Here is a 20821-nt window from a genome sequence, read left to right as displayed (position 1 = left end):
TAATTAATCCTCTCGGGCAAAAAGTGCCTCTATAAAATCGTCTGCCTTAAATGGCCGCAGATCTTCAATTCCTTCACCGACACCAATATAACGGATAGGAATTTCAAACTGATCAGCAATGGCGAAAATCACCCCGCCTTTGGCAGTTCCATCCAGTTTTGTCAGTGAGATACCTGTCAGCCCGACGGCTTCATGGAACAATTTAGCCTGACTTATCGCATTCTGACCGGTGCTGGCATCCAATGTCAGCATAATTTCATGTGGCGCATCTTCGTCCAGTTTTTTCATCACTCGGACAATTTTCTTCAACTCTTCCATTAGGTGAGATTTATTTTGCAAACGACCTGCGGTATCTGCAATCAGTACATCGACGCCCTTAGCTTTAGCTGACTGGATAGCATCGAAAATCACGGAAGCGGGATCAGCACCAGTATGCTGCGCCACCACCGAAATATGGTTGCGATCCCCCCATACTTGTAACTGTTCAACCGCAGCTGCCCGGAAAGTATCCCCAGCTGCCAACATGACCGATTTACCTTGCGCCTGAAACTGGCGTGCTAACTTACCAATTGTTGTCGTTTTACCAACACCATTAACACCAACCATTAGAATGACATACGGTGCTTTTCCTTCGATATCCAGTGGTTTATCAACTTTAGCCAGAATGCCAGACATTTCTTCTTTCAATTTGGCATACAATGCTTCCGCATCTTTTAACTCTTTACGGCTGGCCTGATCTGTCAGGCTGCCAATGATTTTGCGGGTAGTATCAACACCAACATCAGCAATCAATAACTGCTCTTCCAATTCATCAAACAGATCATCATCGATCTTTTTACCACTGAACAGACTGAGAAAACCGGAACCCAGATTCTGACGAGTTTTACCCAAACTGCGTTTCAAACGAGTGAAAAAGCCCTCTTTAGTGGGACGCTCTTGCTCTTTTGATATAGCTGGCTTTGACTGTTCAGTTTGTACCTGTTGTACAGTTAATCTTTCGGCTTCTTCAACAAGACGTTGTTGTTCCGCCTGTTCCACAGCTAATCTTGCAGCCTCTTCAGCAAGACGCTGTTGTTCCGTTTGCTCTGCCGCCAATTTTGCAGCTTCCTCAGCAAGGCGTTGTTGTTCCGCCTGCTCTGCCGCCAATTGTTCTTCTTTTTGCTGTTCTTCCTGACGGCCACGCCCGAACCAGGAGAAAAAGCCTCTTTTTTTCTCTTTTGCCATTAGCCACTACACTCCTCAAGGTTAAATCATGGCGTTATAACAGTGAATAATAACGAAATTAGACGCAGTCTAACATTTTCGTAGTAACGCAACACATATCAATCATGGATTTCATGGTAAATTAATGCCAGCAAGTCTTAACGCGTATTTCCTTTATCTGGCATTTTTCAAAATATGTCTTCGGTTATGCAGCACTATCTGATGACTAATTATTAAGTTATGTAAATTATGGCAAAAAAACCACAACGGCAATCTATGGGACAAATCCGCATTATTGGTGGAAAATGGCGAGGCCGGAAATTACCTGTACCGGAAAGCCCCGGGTTACGTCCAACCACCGATCGCGTCAGAGAAACCCTGTTTAACTGGCTGGCTCCTGTTATTCAGGAAGCACGCTGCTTGGATTGCTATGCGGGAAGCGGAGCGCTCGGATTAGAGGCACTTTCCCGTTATGCAGCACAGGCTACGCTTATCGAATATGAACGTAATGTCGCAAAACAACTTTCCACTAATCTAGCTCTGCTTGGCGCTCAAAATGCCGAAGTCATTAACGACAGTGCGTTAAACTATTTATCTCCACCGGGAACACCCTATAATGTCGTTTTCCTTGATCCACCTTTCCGTAAAGGAATGCTTGCTGAAACAATAAAATTGTTGGAAGGACAGAATTGGCTGGCAGATGAAAGTTGGATTTATGTTGAGGCTGAATCTGAATCAACGGCGACTGATGTGCCTGTTAACTGGCAACTTCATCGTGAAAAAGTTGCCGGGCAAGTCGCATACCGGCTCTATATCCGCTACTTACCCGCATAATTATTATCCTGGAGCATACTTTGATGTTTATTCAACTGGGCAAACTGTTAATGGTCTGTGTTTGGGGATTTTTGGTATTTAACTTAATCCACCCATTTCCAAAACCGTTAAAGTATTTTATGGATGTCGCCATGATTTTCATGGTGGTAATGCATGCATTTCAGATGCTGCTTCTGAAATCCGGTCAACCCAAAGACCAAAAACTCTCTGGCTTGATGCAAACCAAAATTTTCTTTTTTGGTGTCTTTGAGCTATTGGCAATGCAGAAAAAACAGCTAAAAAAATAAACCAATTAGCGGGAAATGCTCACTTGTAGTAACAGGCAAACTGGAGAAAATAAAGCAAGCATAGATGCCGCCATTCGTTCATAGCTACCCGCTTATCTTAATTCTGTATTGGAAGGGATCCTTAGTGTGTTTGCCTGAGCGATAATTTCAGGCTAAACACATAAAGATAAATAACTATTGAAGACAAAATAATGAGTGAATATGACATTATTTGCCATCCAAAAGTTTCCGTAAGATATGCAACCACCGGAAAAAGTATCAAAACGATTAAGCGTGCAAATGTCGATAATAAAGAGTCAAATGTTGACCTCAAACTGGCATCAAAATAGCCATGATAAACGGCTCTCAGCCCCATTGTTAGATATTGATTACTACCAAACATAAAAATTAAAGCTACAGGTATTAAGTATGGATAATTCTCCCCTCCTAACAGGCATATTCCGGTGGAAACAAACATCAAAAGGAAGCCAAACCAAATCAGTTTTTTATTGTCACTGATTTTACTGATGATCCATCCTGCGACAGATTGAGCCATAAGAATAAAAACAAATAATATTCCATATGACAAAGAACCTTTAACTCCACCAGAAAACCCATAAAAAGCATAGGGTTGCCAATATTGGAGTAATATTTGAAAATACACTATATTTGAAACAACAGCGAAAAATACGAATAAGAAGTCTTTACTTCCTTTAATTAAAAGAGAATATATTTCCTTTATATCATTTATTAACCCTGATTTTTTCCCATCTACTGATTTAACCTTTGATTCAGGAAGCAAAAAGGAAAAAAACATCAATATAAAACTACCGAATCCGGCAAAAATCCATATCCATCGTGAATCTACATCACCTATCGCAGCGCCAATCATAGCGGCAATAGCCATAGACATATAATGATATTTACCGTTAATTCCCAGTATTCGATGAGTGTCTTTACCACCCTCTGATTGATATACATCAATCAAGTATGAGTTATATGTTCCACCTATTATCGTCAAAGAGATCGCATTAAAAAATTCGGCCAGATAAAAACCATACAAATTGGATGAAACTCCCGTTAAAACCAACCAAGCTCCACCAAAAAAAACAGAAATCGCTATCGCATATTTTCTACTAATCCTGTCAGCAAGATAAGACGTTGGTATATCCAATATAAAAAAAACGCTGGCCTGCATGGTTTTCATTAAACCAAGATCGACAAGAGATACGCCTTTGCTTAAAAGATAAATCGATGAAGTAGCACCAATGAGCATCCTCAAAGAATTAAAAATAACAGAATATGTTATTATTATTTTGGTTGAAGACCACATATATTACACCTTTCATTTTTAGGTATTTCTTGTGTTTCTATTTTTATTTTACGAGAGTGAATTCCAATTCTTCTATTCTTGCTAAGTATTTCACCATACCCTCCTAAGAATTTCATAACATCCCCAAAAGCATATGAAGCAGCTACCCCATTGACACTGGGGAAAGTGGCTGCTTTGAAATCAGAATTTATTGTTGTCAAATTATCTTGTAGCTCATCATCACAAACGTAATCAGGCACTATCTTAGAACAATTGAAGCAAACTGTTTCTCCTGGAATGACAAAAGGGCCTATAACAGATATATCATTTATATACCCAACATTTAAATAAGGTTGTTTTTTTCAAAGCAATAATCATTAACCCACCTAATCAGTTCAAATGGAGTATCAGCGGACACAATGAAAAGGTCAGATTTTTCTATTTTAGACAAATCATCCTTATGTTTTATCTCTAAATTCACCTTCTTTACATTTAGCTCTGAATTTCGTTTTAATAACTCTCTCTCTAATATGTCAATTTTAAGAGAATTTACATCTTCTTCCGAAAATAAAACTTGCCGAGTTAAATTATTTATCTCAATTATATCACTATCAACTATAGATATAGTACCAACTCCAGAGGTCGCCAGAAGATATGAAATATGATTTCCTATTCCCCCACACCCTATAATGGTAACGTTTGATTTACTTATTTTTTCCTGAACTTCTTTAGAGTTAGCACCTAAGTAATGATAATAGAGTACGTTTCTACTATACCTATCATCAGAATCAAAATATGAAGAACTCATCAGTGAATTTTTCTCTCTAAAAAGAGAAAGGGAAAAATTTATGTCATCCTCACTTACATCACTAACGTTATTCTTTATGTATTCATAGAGGTTATCACTATCCGTTTCTTTTTTTAGAAAAGAAGCGATTTTAACTAAAGATTCAAATCGCTTCTTCTGTAGTATGAGTACTTGATTAGAACCTACACCAAAAATTCCACCAGATTCAAACCTTCCAGCTTGAATATATCTAGCAATCTTAACCATAAACAACCCTCTATTTATATGCTGGGTACTATGCCATAGAAATAATCTTCTACGGCATACAACATAATCATTATTAACGTAACTAGTTAGAAGCGATACTGATCATTTTTCCCCTCCCGAAACAAGAATGTTGATAAATTTCATTAACAAATCAATAACAATTCATTTATTCACATAATAAAAAACAAGTCAACAAAAATATTATCAAAGATAAGAACTATAACTGTACTTACCTTTCTCAACATAAAGACACACTCACAAAAGAACCTTGCATCATGAAACCGATATTGCAGATGAAAATCAGTATCAATGATAGGTCGCACAATTTACCAATGTATTTTCTCTTTTTTATTTGACTCTGGAGTAGACTCCAAAGTGTAGAGTTTAGCCATTATCGTTGAATTAACTCTGCTAAGGGGGAGCCCATGCACTCAAACAAAAATAACACTCACCAACATAGCCACCAGCATGGAAGCTGTTGTGGTTCTACTGCCTGCACAGATCAGGTAAAAATCGTTAGTAAGCATTCACATAATCATGAACATGGTGAGTCTCATTCACATGAGCACAACCATTCCCATGATACACAAGAGATACAAGCGCCTGAGCTTTTGGCAAATCAGCGTTTTAGTTGGGTTGTTAATGGCATGGATTGTCCTAGCTGTGCGCGCAAAATTGAAACGGCAGTCAGTAAAATTCCAGAAGTGAAGCAAGCTAAGGTTCTATTTGCAACTGAAAAACTGGTCGTGGATGCCGATACAGATATACGTTCAGCAGTTATCAAAGCCGTTAATCAGGCTGGATTTAACCTATACAACCCAGACTCAAACCAGAAGGCACCAAAAAGCAGCCGCTGGAAAGAATTTGCACCGATCATCATTCTTTCCTTGATGATGCTGACAAGCTGGGGAATCTCCAGCGTCAATGCCCCACTTGGCCGCATTGCTTTTATTATCACCACCATAATTGGATTGGTACCCATTATCAGCAAAGCCTGGCAACTAATACGATCTGGCACACCATTCGCTATTGAAACACTGATGAGCGTTGCGGCAATCGGTGCGCTATTTATTGATGCCACCGCCGAAGCGGCAATGGTACTGCTGCTGTTTATGCTTGGTGAAATGCTGGAATCCTACGCCGCCGGCCGTGCACGTCGGGGAGTTAGCGCCTTGATGGCTCTGGTTCCAGAAGAAGCGCTGCTGGTAAAAAATGGTGAGAAAAAAACTGTCCCAGTCGCAGACCTTCGCCCCGGCGACATTATTGAGGTTGCACCAGGCGGACGTTTACCGACTGACGCTGAATTACTCAGTTCATTCGCCAGCTTTGATGAAAGTGCTCTGACAGGTGAATCCATTCCGGTTGAACGAATACAGGGAGAAAAAGTCCCGGCAGGTTGTCTGTCTGTGGATCGTTCAGTACAGATGAAAGTGCTGTCCGAACAGGGTAACAATGCCATTGACCGCATCCTGCAACTGATTGAAGAAGCAGAAGAACGCCGCGCACCGATTGAACGCTTTATTGATCGTTTCAGCCGGATTTACACGCCGCTGATTATGCTGTTCTCTGCGTTGGTTATCATCATTCCACCTACTGTATTCAGCCAACCGTGGGAAACCTGGATTTACCGTGGTCTTACTTTGCTGCTGATTGGTTGCCCTTGTGCTCTGGTGATTTCCACACCAGCCGCAATCACCTCAGCACTTGCAGCCGCAACCCGCCGGGGTGCATTGATTAAAGGTGGTGCGGCACTGGAACAACTGGGCCGAATCACAACCATCGCCTTTGATAAGACGGGCACACTGACAGCCGGTAAACCACAAGTTACTGATGTACAACCAGTAGAAAATATCAACGAATCTCAGCTATTAGCTCTGGCTTCCGCAGTAGAAAGTGGCTCCCATCACCCACTGGCCAAAGCTATTCTGCAACATACAGAAAGTAAAAACGTTAACGTTACTGAAGCTGATCATCGTAAAGCACTGGCAGGCATTGGTGTTGAAGGCCAGTTAGACGGCAAACGCATTCTTGTCAGTGCGCCCGGAAAACTGCCAGAGAGCACTTTATCCGATCGTTGGAAACAAAGAATTGCTCAATTAGAAGATCACGGGAAAACCGTTGTTGCCGTGATGCATGACGGGCAATTTACCGGCCTTATCGCTATGCAGGATACATTGCGTCAGGATGCGATAGATGCCATTCGTTTACTGAAAGATCAGGGTATAAAATCAGTGATGCTGACAGGTGATAACCCACGTGCTGCAACCGCCATTGCGAGTCAGTTAGGAATAGATTTCCGCGCTGGATTAATGCCGGAAGATAAAGTCAAAGCTGTTATGAAGCTGAATAAAGATCACAGCACAATGATGGTCGGTGACGGCATTAATGACGCACCCGCAATGAAAGCTTCCAGTATCGGGGTGGCAATGGGAAGTGGTACTGATGTTGCGCTGGAAACCGCAGATGCAGCATTGACTCACAACCGTCTGACCGGTTTGTCAGAAATAATCGCGCTTTCCCGCGCCACTCACAATAATATCCGCCAGAACATTGCTATTGCGCTGGGGCTAAAAGGGATTTTCCTTGTCACGAGTCTGTTAGGTATTACTGGCCTGTGGATGGCAGTACTGGCAGACTCTGGCGCTACTGCTCTTGTGACTGCAAACGCTGTCAGGTTACTGAGAATTAAAGCGAAATAATGAAATTTGTCTCGCCATACAGTGAAGGTGGATTACATTTTTGTCGTTCGGATTTTGCATCAACAAATGAATCCCCTTTTACATCTATAGGTATATTCACAGTTGCCCCTCTTTTTTTCGCACCAAATAGCGATAAGGTGTTTGTTCTATTTCTTGCGCAACAAGCTGATGCTCCATAAAACGGCAGAAACCGGGAATATCACGCGTGGTTGCCGGATCATCAGCAAGAATTAATAACATCTGCCCTGCTTCCATATGACGTACGGTTTTCCGTACCATCATCACAGGTTCAGGACAACGAAGTCCTTGTGTATCAAGAGTCTTATCAGGATTGGCAAAAATATCTGGCATAACTATCTCTGTCTCTGTAATTTCAGGCCATTTATGAAAGTCGATTATATTATAAAAAAGCCATCAAAAATTAACTTTACAGGCAGACATTTTGATTTTTCAGGCAACAGACGTATCATACGAAGCGCCGTCAGCTAAAGTGGCAGATATTTCATTGGGTTCCCTCACCCCATTATCCAAAAAGGTATAATATGCTTTTATTAACTACAACTACGCAGCAGCGAACTACTGCTTTGATTTGGCTTTCGTTATTTCATATCCTGATCATTATTTCCAGTAATTATCTGGTGCAATTACCTGTCTCTATTTTTGGTTTTCATACCACCTGGGGAGCTTTTACTTTCCCATTTATCTTTCTTGCAACAGATTTGACTGTTCGTATCTACGGCGCATCACTGGCAAGGCGAATCATTACTACTGTCATGATCCCTGCATTACTGATCTCTTATATTATTTCAGCTCTCTTCTTCCAAGGAGCGTGGCAAAAGTTTACAGCTTTGTCTGAATTCAATCTATTTGTTGCCCGTATCGCTTGTGCCAGCTTTATGGCCTATTCACTTGGACAAATACTGGATGTATACGTCTTTAACCGCCTGCGCCAAAAACGTAACTGGTGGGTCGCTCCCGCCGTCGCTATGTTCTTTGGCAATCTGCTTGATACTCTTGCCTTCTTCTTTATCGCCTTCTACCGCAGTACCGATGCCTTCATGGCCGCTAACTGGGTCGAAATTGGGTTAGTGGATTACTGTTTTAAGCTATTAATATGCTTGCTCTTTTTCCTTCCAGCTTACGGCGTTTCACTGAACCTGATTCTGAAGTATTTTTTCGCTTACCCGGCTGGCAATGCTCATATCCAGGTACGCTGATTTTCATCTGCCCGGCAGATACCGGGCATAGATCAAAAAAATGCATATTTCCCGCGATAAAACGGGTATAACAACTTTATTTATCCATAATCAACCATTACTTTTTATCATACGATGTTAGTCTGTTAAGTAATTAAGTACTTTTTTCATCCGAAGCCAATTTCCTGGTCTGTCACATTCTGCTCCCTGTTTGTCAGGAAGATTTATATAGCAAACAGACATTAAGTTTCCACAAAAGGAGTATTTTTATGTTGAAAGTTATTCAATCTCCAGCCAAATATATTCAGGGGCCTGATGCCCTGCTCCATATTGGTAAATACACAAAAACTATCGCCGACCATGTTTTTGTTATTATCGGTAACTCTGCTATGAAATTAGTGGGAGATACTGTTTATAGCAGCCTGGAAGAATCTGATGTTACCAGCCATTTTGAAGTGTTTGGCGGTGAATGTAGCCGTAGTGAAATTCAGCGCCTGTCTGACATGCTTAAAAAGCATGAATGCCAGGCTGTTATTGGCATCGGTGGCGGTAAAGTACAAGATACCGCAAAAGTAGTTGCTCACGAATCCAAATTACCTCTTCTGATTGCACCAACTATCGCCTCTACTAACGCCCCAGCCAGCGCTCTCTCTGTTGTTTATACCGATGACGGCGAATATGAGGACTATCTGTTTTTCCCAACCAATCCAGATATTGTACTGATTGATACCAGTATTATTGCTAAAGCCCCAACCCGCTTCCTGATTGCCGGCATTGGCGACGCACTGGCAACTTACTTCGAAGCACGCGTCTGCCATGCCGGCCATAAGCCTAGAATGACCGGTGGTGGAATATCCCGCACGGCGATGGCTCTTTCCCATCTCTGTTACGAAACTTTAGTAGAAGAAGGTTATAAAGCAAAACTGGCTGTTGAGGTAGGAGTCAGTACACCTGCAGTGGAAAATGTTATCGAAGCCATTACTTATTTGAGTGGTCTGGGCTTTGAAAATACGGGTGTCGCTGCCGCTCATTCCGTACACAACGGCTTTACTGTATTGGAGGAATGCCACCATATGTATCACGGCGAAAAAGTCGCTTTCGGGGTATTGGTTCAACTAGTGCTGGAGAATAGCCCAAATGAAGAATTGGATACTTTACTTGATTTCTGCGTGCAGATCGGTCTACCGATTACGTTAGATCAACTTGGCGTGAAAGATGGTGAAAAACTGAAAGAGAAAGTGATGGCAGTGGCGCAAGCCAGTTGTGTTGAAGGTGAAACCATTCACAACATGCCTTTTGAAGTGACACCGGAAAAAGTGTATGCCGCTATTCTTACTGCTGACCGCATGGGGCGTGACTGGCTGTATTAAACCAGAAAAGAGCGGGGAAACTTCCCGCTCTTATTTTGTTCGGACAACCGGAGTTCGGAATGAAAAAGCTGATAAATAACGCACTGACCAAAACCAGTGCGTCAGATAGACAAATGCGTCGACGTTATTCAGGCCAAAAATTCTCATCCAATATTTGCTCAAATGTCCAAAGGCAGGTTACAGGAAATACATTCTGATTAATCATCGTCTCCTTTTCTGCTAATCGACGAGCAGCAATGTAGGCTTTTTCCAAATGCTCATCCAACTTATTTCTCAGACTGGGAGATTCTTTCAAACATTCAGTAGCCTTATCCCTCTGCTCCTCAATAGTCAATTCCCAGCTACGCCCCCGGCGATTTGCCTGATATTTCCATTTCAACAAGTGTGCGAGTAAAATCTCCAGCCGGGACCGTAGTTCTCTGCGCTCACTTCGCCCCATCGCTTCTATTTCCTCAAGAAGATTTTCAGTATCCAGTTGCTCAAGATGACCAGAACGAAGCAAACTTGCCTGCTCCTGCGTCCAGCCATAAAAGTCACTGTCATAACGTGTTGTCATGATTCCTCCATTGGCATACCAGCTATACAATTGTGTAGCTGATTTAGTCTGTCAAATTATAACCACACCGTCAAAGTAATATATCATCGTTAAAATCGATTAACGGCTCATTTCCTATATATTGCAGTGGAAAAATCAACACCGAAGTTTCCTTCATCTGGAATAATGCATAAAACGCACTGACCAAAGCCAGTGCGTCAAGATAAACAAATGCGTCGGCGTTATTCAGGCCAAAAATTCTCATCCATGATTTGCTCAAACGTCCAGGGGCAAGTTTCAGGGAATACACTGCGTCTAATATTAGTTTCCCGCTCTGCGGCAATAATGGCATCACCATAAGCATCAGAGAAAATTTCACTAAGTTCTGATCTTAGGCTAGGATTTTTTTTAAGACGGCGAGCTATTTTCCTTCGTTGCTCTTCAATCGTCAATTTCCAACTTCTGCCTTGCCGTTCAGACTGAAATTGCCATTTTAGAAGGTGGAGAAACAGCACTTCAAGACGAGATTCCAGCTCGTTTCTTTGGCTATTTCCCATACTTTCTATTTCCTCCGAAAGGTTTTCCGTGTCCAATTGACTCAAATTGCCGGAACGAAGCAAACTTGCCTGCTCCTGCGTCCAGCCATAAAAGTCACTGTCATAACGTGTTGTCATGGTTCCTCCATAGGCATATGATCAGCTATACAAATCGTGTAGCTGATTAGTCTGTCAAATTATAGCTACATCGTCAAAACAGTATATTCATCGTTTAAATCGATTAACGGCTCATTTCCTATGATGACATCCATTTATCTGTCATAGGAAAACTGCCCATCATGAACAACTGCTTTCCAACCAGGTTACCTAGCTAATAATGTTCTTATTCTTAAATAGAATATGTACAAAAACTGGGGTTTTTGTTTGATAAAGAACAAAAACGAACTAAAAACGCTCACCAACAATTAAATAAAGCTCGTTATTGTGACGATAGTCACAATTTCATTGGTAAAGTACATTTTAAAAAGTTAACAAATCACTCAAAATCATCGCCAGGGCAAAACGATTTTAACAACTGAGTCTTGTCTCACAGATAGGTTGGGTTATTTCAACTATCATAATTTTCGTTATGGAAAATAATCACTTACAAAACCGCTCACTTTTCCATCCGGTGGCATTAGTCAACCGGTGAGTTGTACACATAACCAAAAAAAGCCATCGGAGGCAAAATATGTTAAGTATTCTCAAGCCGGCGCTTCATAAGCCCCGGCTGCCAACAAAACAGATAGATCCACTCTATCGCCGCCTACGCTGGCAAATTTTTATGGGGATTTTCCTTGGTTATGCCGCTTACTATTTGGTGAGAAAGAACTTTGCACTCGCAATGCCTTATCTGGTTGAACAAGGTTTTTCCAAAGGTGATCTTGGTTTCGCACTATCAGGGATCTCCATCGCATACGGCTTCTCCAAATTCATCATGGGCTCCATATCCGACCGTTCTAACCCGCGGATCTTTTTGCCTGCCGGTCTGATTCTCGCGGCGGCTGTCATGCTGTTTATGGGCTTCGTACCTTGGGCGACTTCCAGTATTGCTGTTATGTTTGTGTTGCTATTCATGTGTGGTTGGTTCCAAGGTATGGGTTGGCCTCCCTGCGGCCGTACTATGGTACATTGGTGGTCACAGAAAGAACGTGGCAGGATCGTTTCCGTTTGGAACTGTGCGCATAATGTCGGTGGTGGTTTACCTCCACTGCTGTTCCTGTTAGGCATGGCGTGGTTTAATGACTGGAAAGCCGCACTTTATATGCCGGCTTTCGCCGCAATTCTCGTTGCACTGATCGCTTTTGCCTTAATGCGTGACACACCTCAATCTTGTGGCTTGCCATCAATTGAAGAGTATAAAAACGACTACCCATCTGATTACACAGAGAAAAACGAAGAAGAATTAACAGCCAGGCAGATTTTCATGCAGTATGTATTACCGAACAAACTACTGTGGATGGTCGCTATGGCTAACGTGTTCGTTTATTTGCTGCGTTACGGCGTTCTCGATTGGTCACCAACCTATTTGCGTGAGGTCAAGCATTTCGCACTGGATAAATCTTCATGGGCTTACTTCTTGTACGAATATGCCGGTATCCCAGGTACACTACTGTGTGGCTGGATGTCAGACAAAATATTTAAAGGTAACCGTGGTGCAACAGGCGTATTCTTTATGACACTAGTCACTATCGCAACTGTCATATTCTGGCTGAATCCAGCCGGTAATCCAACTGTAGACATGGCTTGTATGTTGATTATCGGCTTCCTTATCTACGGTCCAGTTATGCTGACGGGTCTGCACGCCCTTGAGCTGGCGCCGAAGAAAGCTGCCGGTACAGCCGCCGGTTTCACCGGCTTATTTGGTTACTTAGGTGGCTCCGTTGCGGCGAGTGCTGTCGTCGGCTACACCGTTGAATTCTTCGGCTGGGACAGCGGTTTTATGGTAATGATTGGTGGTAGTATCCTAGCCGTTATTCTATTACTGATTGTCATGATCACAGAAAACAAACATAAGCAGGAATTAGCCCGTCAGTATGGTTAACCATTGTCACTAAACTGTGATATATCACTGCTAATATAATAAGCCGCGACATTATTTATGCCGCGGCTTTTTTCAATTTTTAAACTAAGAGATTATGCAGTAAGCGTTATTCATATAACAAGACAAACAGCTCAATTAGGATTGATTTTTATCTCATCGCTAAAACGGAGAAAAAACACATATGCAAACTCCAATAAAAACAATAGTTACGGGCATGATTCTGGCATCATCTATGTCGGGCATCGCTCAGGCAGCAGATAAGATTATTATCGCTCATCGGGGCGCAAGCGGATATTTGCCAGAACACACCCTACCTGCAAAAGCTATGGCTTATGCCGAAGGTGCTGATTATCTGGAACAAGACTTGGTTATGACTAAAGATAACGAGCTGGTGGTATTACATGATTATTACCTTGATCGTGTGACTGACGTTGCGAATAAGTTTCCCAACCGAGCCCGTCAGGACGGACGTTACTATGCCATTGATTTTACCCTGCCTGAAATCAAATCACTGAAATTCACAGAAGGCTTTGATATCAAAAATAACCAGCAGGTACAAAGCTATGCCAACCGTTTCCCAATGTGGAAATCTGATTTTCGAATCCACACTTTTCAGGAAGAGATTGAGTTTGTTCAAGGGTTGAATAAATCAACGGGTAAAAATATCGGTATCTACTCTGAAATCAAAGCACCGTGGTTCCATCGGCAAGAGGGCAAAGATATTTCCACTCAGGTGCTGGCAGTATTGAAAGAATATGGTTACACCAAGAAAAGCGATAAAGTTTATCTGCAATGTTTTGATGCCAAGGAACTCAAACGCATTAAAAACGAGCTTGAACCTAAACTAGGCATGGATCTGAAATTGATTCAACTTATCGCCTATACCGACTGGAATGAAACCTATGAACAAAAACCAAACGGCAAATGGGTAAATTACAGCTACGATTGGATGTTCAAACCGGGTGCAATGAAAGAAGTGGCACAATATGCCGATGGTATTGGCCCTGATTACCATATGATTATATCGGAAGATTCCACACCAACTAACATTAAGTTAACCGGTATAGTGAAAGACGCTCACGCTAACAATATGGAAGTCCATCCATACACCATTCGGGTTGATGCACTGCCTAAATATGCCACCAACGGCGATCAGCTTTTCGATATTATTTATAACCAGGCGGGTGTAGACGGCGTATTTACCGATTTTCCTGATTTGGGTGTAAAATTCCTACAAAAACAGCATCAACATAAGTGAGATAGATGCAAGCAGGGCGTCTTAATCAACGCCCTGTTGTTTTATGCCTTATTTACCGAAAAGGCAATGACATCACTGAGCCTTTCTGCACCTAAAGCCAGCATCACCAGACGATCAACACCAAGCGCCACACCGGCACACTCAGGTATCCCCTGTTTCAGGGCGCCAATCAAGTTTTCATCAATCGGCCGGACAGGTAAACCCAGTTCTGCACGTTTACGGTTATCCTGCTCAAAACGCTGACGTTGTTCATCGCCATCAGTGAGCTCACGGAAACCATTCGCCAGTTCAACGCCTTTGAAATAGACTTCAAAACGCTCTGCAACCCGATGATCTTCTTTACTGATTTCCGCCAGAGAAGCTTGAGAAGCAGGAAAATGGTAGATAAAAGTTGGCCTTTCAGTACCAATATGCGGCTCAACACCGACGGTAAACAAAAGCTGCAACAAGATATCCCGATCTTCCTCTGTATCAGCAATATTACTCAGATCCAATTTAGCGGCTACCTCACGCAATTTTTCTTTCTCTGCGGACAACGGATCAATATCCAGATAACGCAGAAAAGCCTGCTGATAAGAGAGTGACTCTGCACTTTCACAGTCCAGAATCTGCTGAAGTAGGTCATCAACCTCATTGATCAGACGATACATATCATAGTGAGGCCGATACCACTCCAGCATGGTAAATTCAGGATTATGATAACGACCCGCTTCTTCGTTACGGAAGCAACGGCTGATCTGATAAATAGGGCCACTTCCCGCCGCCAGCAGGCGTTTCATGTGAAATTCCGCACTTGTCATCAGATATAGAGTCATACCATCTGCGGCGCCTGGACCAACAAACTCTGTCTGAAAAGAAAACAATTGAATATCAGTCACTGTAGACTGCCCCATCGCAGGCGTTTCAACTTCCAGTATCCCGCGTTCTGCGAAAAAGCGCCGTATTTCCGCTAAAATAGCCGCCCGTTTCAACAAGTTGGCGATAGGTGCACTTGGCTGCCAGTTTGCTGTTTCGCTCATGTAAATGACTCCAAAAATAAAACAAAACATGCAGTCTACCTGCATCACACATATCAGACAAATTATTACCGTCTGACCATCCCAGAACAATTTAGCTTGTCCTACCTCAAGACTACAGAAAATTTGCTACAGCCGGATATATCATGATTAGCTATCTGCCGAAATATTACCGTCAAATAAATACTAAAGTCGTGATCGATTTTGCTTAATCACGACAACACTGATTCCAGCCAAAATCATATCTATTCAGACAGTGTTATCAATTTAAATTGGCAAAACACGTCTATATCAGCCTTATCCGGCTTAATATAATTAAGACCACTTATGTTAATCCGACTCAAATAGAGCCCATTGTCTGCCTGTAATGCGATAGTGTGATCTGATAGTGCCATCATATCCTCCGTTTAAATATAATTAATTACTTATAGAATACCATTTAAACCTCATATCGACTCTCTATGCCCATAGAAATAACACGCCCTTGTTGAATATAAACTACTACTATTAAACAATAAAATGTATTCTCTCTTTATTATGGAAGACATAGCCAATTATCACTTATAATTATTAAACAACCCTAAGCAATCATCATATTTAAATTAAAAGTAAGATATTATAAAGAAACTGAAAAATAATTTAAGATGATAATTATAATATAACCAGCAACACTAATAATACATTACCAATCAAATTATTATAAAACATAATTAATATTTTATCTGGTGTATTAAATAAGATTCCAAAATAGTGCTACATCTTATACCACTAATAATTCTATATATAACAATAGGTTGAAGATGGATGTGTGTAGCAGAATTATGAAACGTTATTTAAATGACTACTCCTATTTTCATTGATCCGACTCAGATACCTTCTATTATCTGCACACAAAGATATTACATTATCATCGATATACTCTAAAGTAAAAATAGAATAAACATCAACATCTGATTTTGTCGTTACAATATAATCGACACCCGCCAGAGAGATCCGGATTAAATAAGATCCATTACTTACACAAAGTACTATTTTATTGAAGATAAGTTGTGTTGCAGAATATTTTGTGTAAATATCAATAATATATTTATTAGCTTCTTGGATTCACATAATAAAGTCAACTCCTTCCCCCTCGATAAAATTAGCTTAAACAGTATCCATTCTCTGCCTGTAATGCAATAGTAATATTTGGTAATGCCATAGCATCTCCTATTTAATATATTTTCACTCTTAAATTAAATTGTATTCACCATTAAAACATTATTTAAATATCAGTTATCACTATACCTGTTAAAATAAAACCCCTTAGATAAATATAGATCATAAAAATAAAATGGCAAACTGTATTTATATATTCATTTTGATTGATAGATTACTTGAAATTTAATTATAGCATTCATTTATTAAATAAATAGAAGTGATTTTTATATTTAAATTAACCGACAATAAATTATAAAAAAATAAAAAATAATTTAAAATGATTAATCACAATATCATCAAAAAAAATAAAATTTTTAAATCCTGTTGCATTTAAATAATTTCTAATATCGCCCAAAAACACCAGAAACATAAAAATCTCATTACATAGCACTGATGCCCAGTTCCACTATGTGTCCTCTATTCTCTTTAGATAATAGCAACATCGATCAGTGTCAAATAAAATAACTAATTACTGACCCAGATCAAATTTTGGTGTTCAAATCCAACAAAATACCCTTTCATATCAAATTTCCTTCACTTGTAATTCGCTATACTTAATTTCATACAGAAAGTAACAAATTGTTATCCTTAATCATCAACTAACAGATTTTATCTACAGAATTTTTCTATATGAAAAATAATAACAAAAAAATTTAGGAAAGTTACAACGATTTTGCTTACTAATTAATTTAACTTAAACAATGGAGAAGCACAGTGCAAATCTTTAATGCCGATCTCGCTATTATCGGAGCCGGAGGTGCAGGCCTACGTGCCGCAATTGCCGCCGCTGAGGCTAATCCTCAGATGAAGATTGCTCTGATCTCAAAAGTTTACCCAATGCGTAGCCACACTGTGGCTGCGGAAGGGGGATCAGCAGCAGTCACCCAAGCTCACGACTCCTACGATTTCCATTTCAATGACACGGTATCTGGCGGTGACTGGCTGTGTGAACAAGATGTTGTTGAATACTTTGTCAAACATTGTCCGACAGAAATGATCCAACTGGAGCAATGGGGCTGTCCGTGGAGCCGTAGAGAAGATGGCTCTGTCAACGTGCGTCGTTTTGGTGGTATGAAGATAGAGCGCACTTGGTTTGCTGCGGATAAAACTGGCTTCCACATATTACATACGCTATTCCAAACCTCCCTTAAATATCCTCAAATTCAACGTTTTGATGAGCATTTTGTCCTCGATGTTCTGGTAGATGAAGGACAAGCGCGTGGCCTGGTTGCGCTGAATATGATGGAAGGTACCAAAATTCAGATCAGGGCTAATGCCGTTATTATGGCAACCGGTGGCGCAGGCCGTGTATACCGTTACAATACCAACGGCGGTATCGTGACTGGTGATGGTATGGGCATAGCATTCCGTCATGGCGTCCCACTGCGTGATATGGAATTTGTTCAGTATCATCCAACCGGCCTACCAGGATCCGGTATCCTGATGACCGAAGGTTGCCGTGGTGAAGGCGGGATTCTGGTCAACAAAAACGGTTACCGCTATTTACAAGATTATGGCCTCGGCCCTGAAACCCCACTGGGTAAACCTGAAAACAAATATATGGAATTGGGTCCCCGTGACAAAGTTTCTCAGGCTTTTTGGCATGAATGGCGGGCCGGTCGTACCATTTCCACTCAGCGTGGCGACATAGTTTATCTGGATCTGCGCCATCTGGGTGAGAAGAAATTACTCGAGCGTCTGCCCTTTATCTGTGAACTAGCAAAAGCGTATGTAGGTGTTGACCCAGTTAAAGAGCCAATTCCGGTCCGCCCTACCGCACACTACACTATGGGTGGTATTGAAACTGACCAGAAATGTGAAACCCGCATTAAAGGTCTGTTCGCTGTCGGTGAATGTTCCTCTGTCGGTCTGCATGGTGCAAACCGTCTTGGATCCAATTCTCTGGCTGAACTGGTGGTCTTTGGCCGTCTGGCTGGTGAAGAAGCGGTTAAACATGTTCAACAAGCCAAACCTGTCAATAACAACCGCGCATTGGATGCCCAGGCAAGTGATGTAGCAACGCGTTTGAATAACTTGCTAAAACAGGAAGGAACGGAAAGTTGGTCGAAGATCCGTGATGAAATGGGTATCTCTATGGAGGAAGGATGCGGTATCTACCGTACCCCTGAACTCATGCAGAAAACGGTTGATAAAATTGCTGAGCTGAAAGATCGCTTCAAACACGTGAAAATCACTGATAACACAAGTGTTTTCAACACTGATCTGCTGTACACCATTGAGCTTGGCTTTGGTCTGGATGTAGCCGAATGTATGATTCACTCTGCGATAAACCGTAAAGAGTCCCGTGGCGCACATCAACGTTTGGATACAGGTTGTACCGAACGCGATGATGAAAATTTCCTGAAACATACGCTAGCTTTCTATAACTCTGAAAATGCACCTCGTCTGGAATACAGTGACGTAAAAATTACCAAATCCATTCCAGCGAAACGAGTATACGGCGGTGAAGCTGCGGCACAAGAAAAAAAGGAGCAGACGAATGGTTGAGATGAAAACGCTGAGAATGGAGGTTATGCGTTACAACCCGGAAAATGACGCTGAACCCCATTTTATCACCTATGAGGTCCCTTACGATGAGCAGACTTCGTTGCTTGATGCGTTAGGTTATATTAAAGACAATCTGGCCCCCGACCTCTCTTACCGCTGGTCCTGCCGGATGGCTATCTGTGGCTCTTGCGGCATGATGGTTAACCGTGTGCCGAAACTGGCCTGTAAAACCTTCCTGCGTGATTATTCACAAGATATGAAAGTTGAAGCGCTGGCTAACTTTCCTATTGAGCGTGACTTGGTAGTAGATATGACTCACTTTATTGAAAGTCTGGAAGCTATCAAACCATACATTATCGGGAATGATCGTAAACCTTCTGAAGGTCCGAACATTCAGACTCCGGCACAGATGGCAAAATATCATCAGTTTTCCGGTTGTATCAACTGTGGCCTTTGCTATGCCGCTTGCCCTCAGTTTGGTTTAAACCCCGAGTTTATCGGACCAGCAGCAATTACTCTGGCTCACCGTTACAATCTTGACAATCGTGACCACGGTAAGAAAGAACGTATGCCACAACTTAACAGCCAGAATGGGGTATGGAGCTGTACTTTCGTCGGCTATTGTTCTGAGGTCTGCCCAAAACACGTTGATCCGGCTGCCGCTATTCAACAAGGCAAGATCGAAAGTGCAAAAGACTTCATGATCGCCATGCTGAAACCACAATAAGGGGAGAAATAGCGCAATGACTACCAAACGTAAACCTTATGTTCGCGGCATGGCTCCCAACTGGTGGCAGAAACTGGGCTTTTATCGCTTCTATATTCTGCGTGAAAGTACTGCGATTACGACTGTGTGGTTCAGTATCTTGCTGATATACGGTGTATTCGCTCTAAAAGGTGGTACACACAGCTGGGATGGATTCGTCACGTTCTTGCAAAACCCAGTTATTCTGCTGATTAACATCGTCACTCTACTGGGCGCTTTGCTACACACCAAAACGTGGTTCGAACTGGCGCCAAAAGCAGCTAACGTAGTGATAAAAGGTGAAAAAATGGGACCTGAACCCGTGATCAAGCTGTTATGGGCCGTCACTATTATCGTCACCGTCATTATCTTAGGCATAGCCTTACTTTAACCCCAACTAAGGAGGATCTGATGAATCAAATACCTAAACGTTCCGATGAACCGATTTTCTGGGGATTATTTGGTGCCGGGGGTATGTGGGGCGCAATTGTGGCTCCAGCCATTATCTTACTGGTAGCCATCCTTTTACCACTGGGAGTCGCACCGGAAGCGTTAAGCTATGAACGAACTCTGACTTTCTGTCAAAGCTTGATTGGTCGTGTTTTTTTATTACTAATGATTATTCTGCCGCTATGGTGCGGTTTACACCGTATTCATCACGGTATGCATGACCTGAAAATCCATATCCCGGCAGGAAAATGGGTTTTCTACGGCCTGGCAGCGATCCTGAGTATTGTCGCTATCATCGCTGTTTTCACCCTGTAATTAAGCAGTAACGAACTTAAAGTTATAACGACACTCCACTTTGATCAATGTTGTCGAAAACCCCTCCTCGCCCCCTTTTCACGCCGAGAAATATCTTTAAAGGCCGGTCCATCCGGTCTTTAACCTATTAATTCTTACTTCCATCTCTGGAGTGAATTTAACCGATTTTCACATTTGATTGACCCTCTTCCTAATGAGAAATAGGATTACCACTTCACAGAAATATACCTAAACCGCAATGACACTCGTCAGGGTTTACCTTCTCTCCGTGAGCTATTGA

Annotated in this window: 20 protein-coding genes; 11 read left to right on the top strand and 9 right to left on the bottom strand. The window is 41.7% G+C overall.

The window, feature by feature from the left end; all coding sequences use genetic code 11:
- Positions 1-3 precede the first annotated feature (3 nt).
- Positions 4-1224 (bottom strand): signal recognition particle-docking protein FtsY, encoded by a 1221-nt coding sequence (ftsY, locus tag C5470_RS06900; RefSeq protein ID WP_166287076.1) that lies wholly within the window; start codon positions 1222-1224, stop codon positions 4-6.
- A 228-nt stretch (positions 1225-1452) separates the two neighbouring features.
- On the opposite strand from ftsY, the gene rsmD reads away from it, so the two are divergent.
- Positions 1453-2037, top strand: a complete 585-nt coding sequence (rsmD, locus tag C5470_RS06895; protein ID WP_166287074.1) for a 16S rRNA (guanine(966)-N(2))-methyltransferase — start codon at positions 1453-1455, stop codon at positions 2035-2037.
- A gap of 23 nt (positions 2038-2060) precedes the next feature.
- Positions 2061-2324, top strand: coding sequence for a DUF1145 family protein (locus C5470_RS06890; RefSeq protein ID WP_166287072.1), 264 nt, complete (start codon positions 2061-2063; stop codon positions 2322-2324).
- A 121-nt stretch (positions 2325-2445) separates the two neighbouring features.
- Here the strand turns inward: C5470_RS06890 and C5470_RS06885 are convergent, their stop codons facing one another.
- The 3 genes from C5470_RS06885 to C5470_RS06880 all read right to left on the bottom strand — a co-directional run bounded on the left by C5470_RS06885 (position 2446) and on the right by C5470_RS06880 (position 4669).
- On the bottom strand, positions 2446-3636 hold the full coding sequence (locus tag C5470_RS06885; RefSeq protein ID WP_166287070.1) for an MFS transporter: 1191 nt from the start codon (positions 3634-3636) through the stop codon (positions 2446-2448).
- Positions 3615-3875, bottom strand: coding sequence for a hypothetical protein (locus C5470_RS22685; RefSeq protein WP_242687829.1), 261 nt, complete (start codon positions 3873-3875; stop codon positions 3615-3617). The genes C5470_RS06885 and C5470_RS22685 overlap by 22 nt, the downstream gene beginning before the upstream one ends.
- A gap of 83 nt (positions 3876-3958) precedes the next feature.
- The gene (locus tag C5470_RS06880) at positions 3959-4669 is read right to left on the bottom strand and encodes a HesA/MoeB/ThiF family protein (RefSeq protein ID WP_242687828.1); all 711 of its coding nucleotides are present in this window, start codon (positions 4667-4669) and stop codon (positions 3959-3961) included.
- Positions 4670-5094: 425 nt separating this feature from the next.
- Between C5470_RS06880 and C5470_RS06875 the strand changes: the two genes are divergently transcribed.
- Positions 5095-7368: a zinc/cadmium/mercury/lead-transporting ATPase gene (locus tag C5470_RS06875; RefSeq protein ID WP_166287068.1), complete on the top strand. Its 2274-nt coding sequence runs from the start codon at positions 5095-5097 to the stop codon at positions 7366-7368.
- Positions 7369-7464: 96 nt separating this feature from the next.
- Here C5470_RS06875 and tusA read toward each other — a convergent pair whose 3' ends face one another.
- Complete coding sequence (tusA, locus tag C5470_RS06870) at positions 7465-7719, bottom strand: sulfurtransferase TusA (protein ID WP_166287066.1); 255 nt, start codon at positions 7717-7719, stop codon at positions 7465-7467.
- Positions 7720-7910: 191 nt separating this feature from the next.
- On the opposite strand from tusA, the gene C5470_RS06865 reads away from it, so the two are divergent.
- Together C5470_RS06865 and C5470_RS06860 are read left to right on the top strand one after the other, a co-directional pair.
- A complete protein-coding gene (locus C5470_RS06865; RefSeq protein ID WP_166287064.1) occupies positions 7911-8585 on the top strand; it encodes a 7-cyano-7-deazaguanine/7-aminomethyl-7-deazaguanine transporter in 675 nt (224 codons plus the stop codon).
- A gap of 248 nt (positions 8586-8833) precedes the next feature.
- Complete coding sequence (locus C5470_RS06860; RefSeq protein WP_152962675.1) at positions 8834-9934, top strand: glycerol dehydrogenase; 1101 nt, start codon at positions 8834-8836, stop codon at positions 9932-9934.
- Between the two features lie 124 nt (positions 9935-10058).
- Here C5470_RS06860 and C5470_RS06855 read toward each other — a convergent pair whose 3' ends face one another.
- The 3 genes from C5470_RS06855 to C5470_RS06845 form a co-directional block, all read right to left on the bottom strand.
- On the bottom strand, positions 10059-10490 hold the full coding sequence (locus C5470_RS06855; protein ID WP_036844492.1) for a DUF29 domain-containing protein: 432 nt from the start codon (positions 10488-10490) through the stop codon (positions 10059-10061).
- A 70-nt stretch (positions 10491-10560) separates the two neighbouring features.
- On the bottom strand, positions 10561-10734 hold the full coding sequence (locus C5470_RS06850; protein ID WP_166287062.1) for a hypothetical protein: 174 nt from the start codon (positions 10732-10734) through the stop codon (positions 10561-10563).
- On the bottom strand, positions 10712-11143 hold the full coding sequence (locus C5470_RS06845) for a DUF29 domain-containing protein (protein ID WP_132355466.1): 432 nt from the start codon (positions 11141-11143) through the stop codon (positions 10712-10714). Before C5470_RS06845 ends, C5470_RS06850 begins: the two co-directional genes overlap by 23 nt.
- A 553-nt stretch (positions 11144-11696) precedes the next feature.
- Between C5470_RS06845 and glpT the strand changes: the two genes are divergently transcribed.
- Positions 11697-13049, top strand: a complete 1353-nt coding sequence (gene glpT, locus C5470_RS06840) for a glycerol-3-phosphate transporter (RefSeq protein WP_166287060.1) — start codon at positions 11697-11699, stop codon at positions 13047-13049.
- Positions 13050-13230: 181 nt separating this feature from the next.
- Entirely contained in the window at positions 13231-14307 is a 1077-nt protein-coding gene (gene glpQ / locus C5470_RS06835; RefSeq protein ID WP_166287058.1) for a glycerophosphodiester phosphodiesterase, read from the top strand.
- 41 nt (positions 14308-14348) lie between these two features.
- On the opposite strand, the gene epmA is transcribed toward glpQ, so the two are convergent.
- Positions 14349-15326: an elongation factor P--(R)-beta-lysine ligase gene (gene epmA, locus C5470_RS06830; RefSeq protein ID WP_166287056.1), complete on the bottom strand. Its 978-nt coding sequence runs from the start codon at positions 15324-15326 to the stop codon at positions 14349-14351.
- 1911 nt (positions 15327-17237) lie between these two features.
- Between epmA and frdA the strand changes: the two genes are divergently transcribed.
- The 4 genes from frdA to frdD are packed head-to-tail and all read left to right on the top strand — an operon-like array spanning position 17238 to position 20541.
- A complete protein-coding gene (frdA, locus tag C5470_RS06825; protein ID WP_166287054.1) occupies positions 17238-19031 on the top strand; it encodes a fumarate reductase (quinol) flavoprotein subunit in 1794 nt (597 codons plus the stop codon).
- The gene (locus tag C5470_RS06820) at positions 19024-19758 is read left to right on the top strand and encodes a succinate dehydrogenase/fumarate reductase iron-sulfur subunit (RefSeq protein WP_166287052.1); all 735 of its coding nucleotides are present in this window, start codon (positions 19024-19026) and stop codon (positions 19756-19758) included. The genes frdA and C5470_RS06820 overlap by 8 nt, the downstream gene beginning before the upstream one ends.
- A gap of 16 nt (positions 19759-19774) precedes the next feature.
- On the top strand, positions 19775-20167 hold the full coding sequence (frdC, locus tag C5470_RS06815; RefSeq protein ID WP_166287050.1) for a fumarate reductase subunit FrdC: 393 nt from the start codon (positions 19775-19777) through the stop codon (positions 20165-20167).
- Between the two features lie 20 nt (positions 20168-20187).
- Entirely contained in the window at positions 20188-20541 is a 354-nt protein-coding gene (frdD, locus tag C5470_RS06810; protein ID WP_166287048.1) for a fumarate reductase subunit FrdD, read from the top strand.
- Positions 20542-20821 lie beyond the last annotated feature (280 nt).

It is taken from the genome of Photorhabdus stackebrandtii (genome assembly GCF_011189495.1).
Classification (GTDB): Bacteria; Pseudomonadota; Gammaproteobacteria; order Enterobacterales; family Enterobacteriaceae; genus Photorhabdus; species Photorhabdus khanii.
Note: the sequence above shows the minus strand (reverse complement) of the source record. Positions and strands in the feature narration are given on the sequence as shown.

Coding starts and splice junctions, on each gene's coding strand:
- ftsY (WP_166287076.1), bottom strand. CDS start 1,224: ATGGCAAAAGAGAAAAAAAGAGGCTTTTTCTCCTGGTTCGGGCGTGGC.
- rsmD (WP_166287074.1), top strand. CDS start 1,453: ATGGCAAAAAAACCACAACGGCAATCTATGGGACAAATCCGCATTATT.
- C5470_RS06890 (WP_166287072.1), top strand. CDS start 2,061: ATGTTTATTCAACTGGGCAAACTGTTAATGGTCTGTGTTTGGGGATTT.
- C5470_RS06885 (WP_166287070.1), bottom strand. CDS start 3,636: ATGTGGTCTTCAACCAAAATAATAATAACATATTCTGTTATTTTTAAT.
- C5470_RS06880 (WP_242687828.1), bottom strand. CDS start 4,669: ATGGTTAAGATTGCTAGATATATTCAAGCTGGAAGGTTTGAATCTGGT.
- C5470_RS06875 (WP_166287068.1), top strand. CDS start 5,095: ATGCACTCAAACAAAAATAACACTCACCAACATAGCCACCAGCATGGA.
- tusA (WP_166287066.1), bottom strand. CDS start 7,719: ATGCCAGATATTTTTGCCAATCCTGATAAGACTCTTGATACACAAGGA.
- C5470_RS06865 (WP_166287064.1), top strand. CDS start 7,911: ATGCTTTTATTAACTACAACTACGCAGCAGCGAACTACTGCTTTGATT.
- C5470_RS06860 (WP_152962675.1), top strand. CDS start 8,834: ATGTTGAAAGTTATTCAATCTCCAGCCAAATATATTCAGGGGCCTGAT.
- C5470_RS06855 (WP_036844492.1), bottom strand. CDS start 10,490: ATGACAACACGTTATGACAGTGACTTTTATGGCTGGACGCAGGAGCAG.
- C5470_RS06850 (WP_166287062.1), bottom strand. CDS start 10,734: ATGAGAATTTTTGGCCTGAATAACGCCGACGCATTTGTTTATCTTGAC.
- C5470_RS06845 (WP_132355466.1), bottom strand. CDS start 11,143: ATGACAACACGTTATGACAGTGACTTTTATGGCTGGACGCAGGAGCAG.
- glpT (WP_166287060.1), top strand. CDS start 11,697: ATGTTAAGTATTCTCAAGCCGGCGCTTCATAAGCCCCGGCTGCCAACA.
- glpQ (WP_166287058.1), top strand. CDS start 13,231: ATGCAAACTCCAATAAAAACAATAGTTACGGGCATGATTCTGGCATCA.
- epmA (WP_166287056.1), bottom strand. CDS start 15,326: ATGAGCGAAACAGCAAACTGGCAGCCAAGTGCACCTATCGCCAACTTG.
- C5470_RS06820 (WP_166287052.1), top strand. CDS start 19,024: ATGGTTGAGATGAAAACGCTGAGAATGGAGGTTATGCGTTACAACCCG.
- frdC (WP_166287050.1), top strand. CDS start 19,775: ATGACTACCAAACGTAAACCTTATGTTCGCGGCATGGCTCCCAACTGG.
- frdD (WP_166287048.1), top strand. CDS start 20,188: ATGAATCAAATACCTAAACGTTCCGATGAACCGATTTTCTGGGGATTA.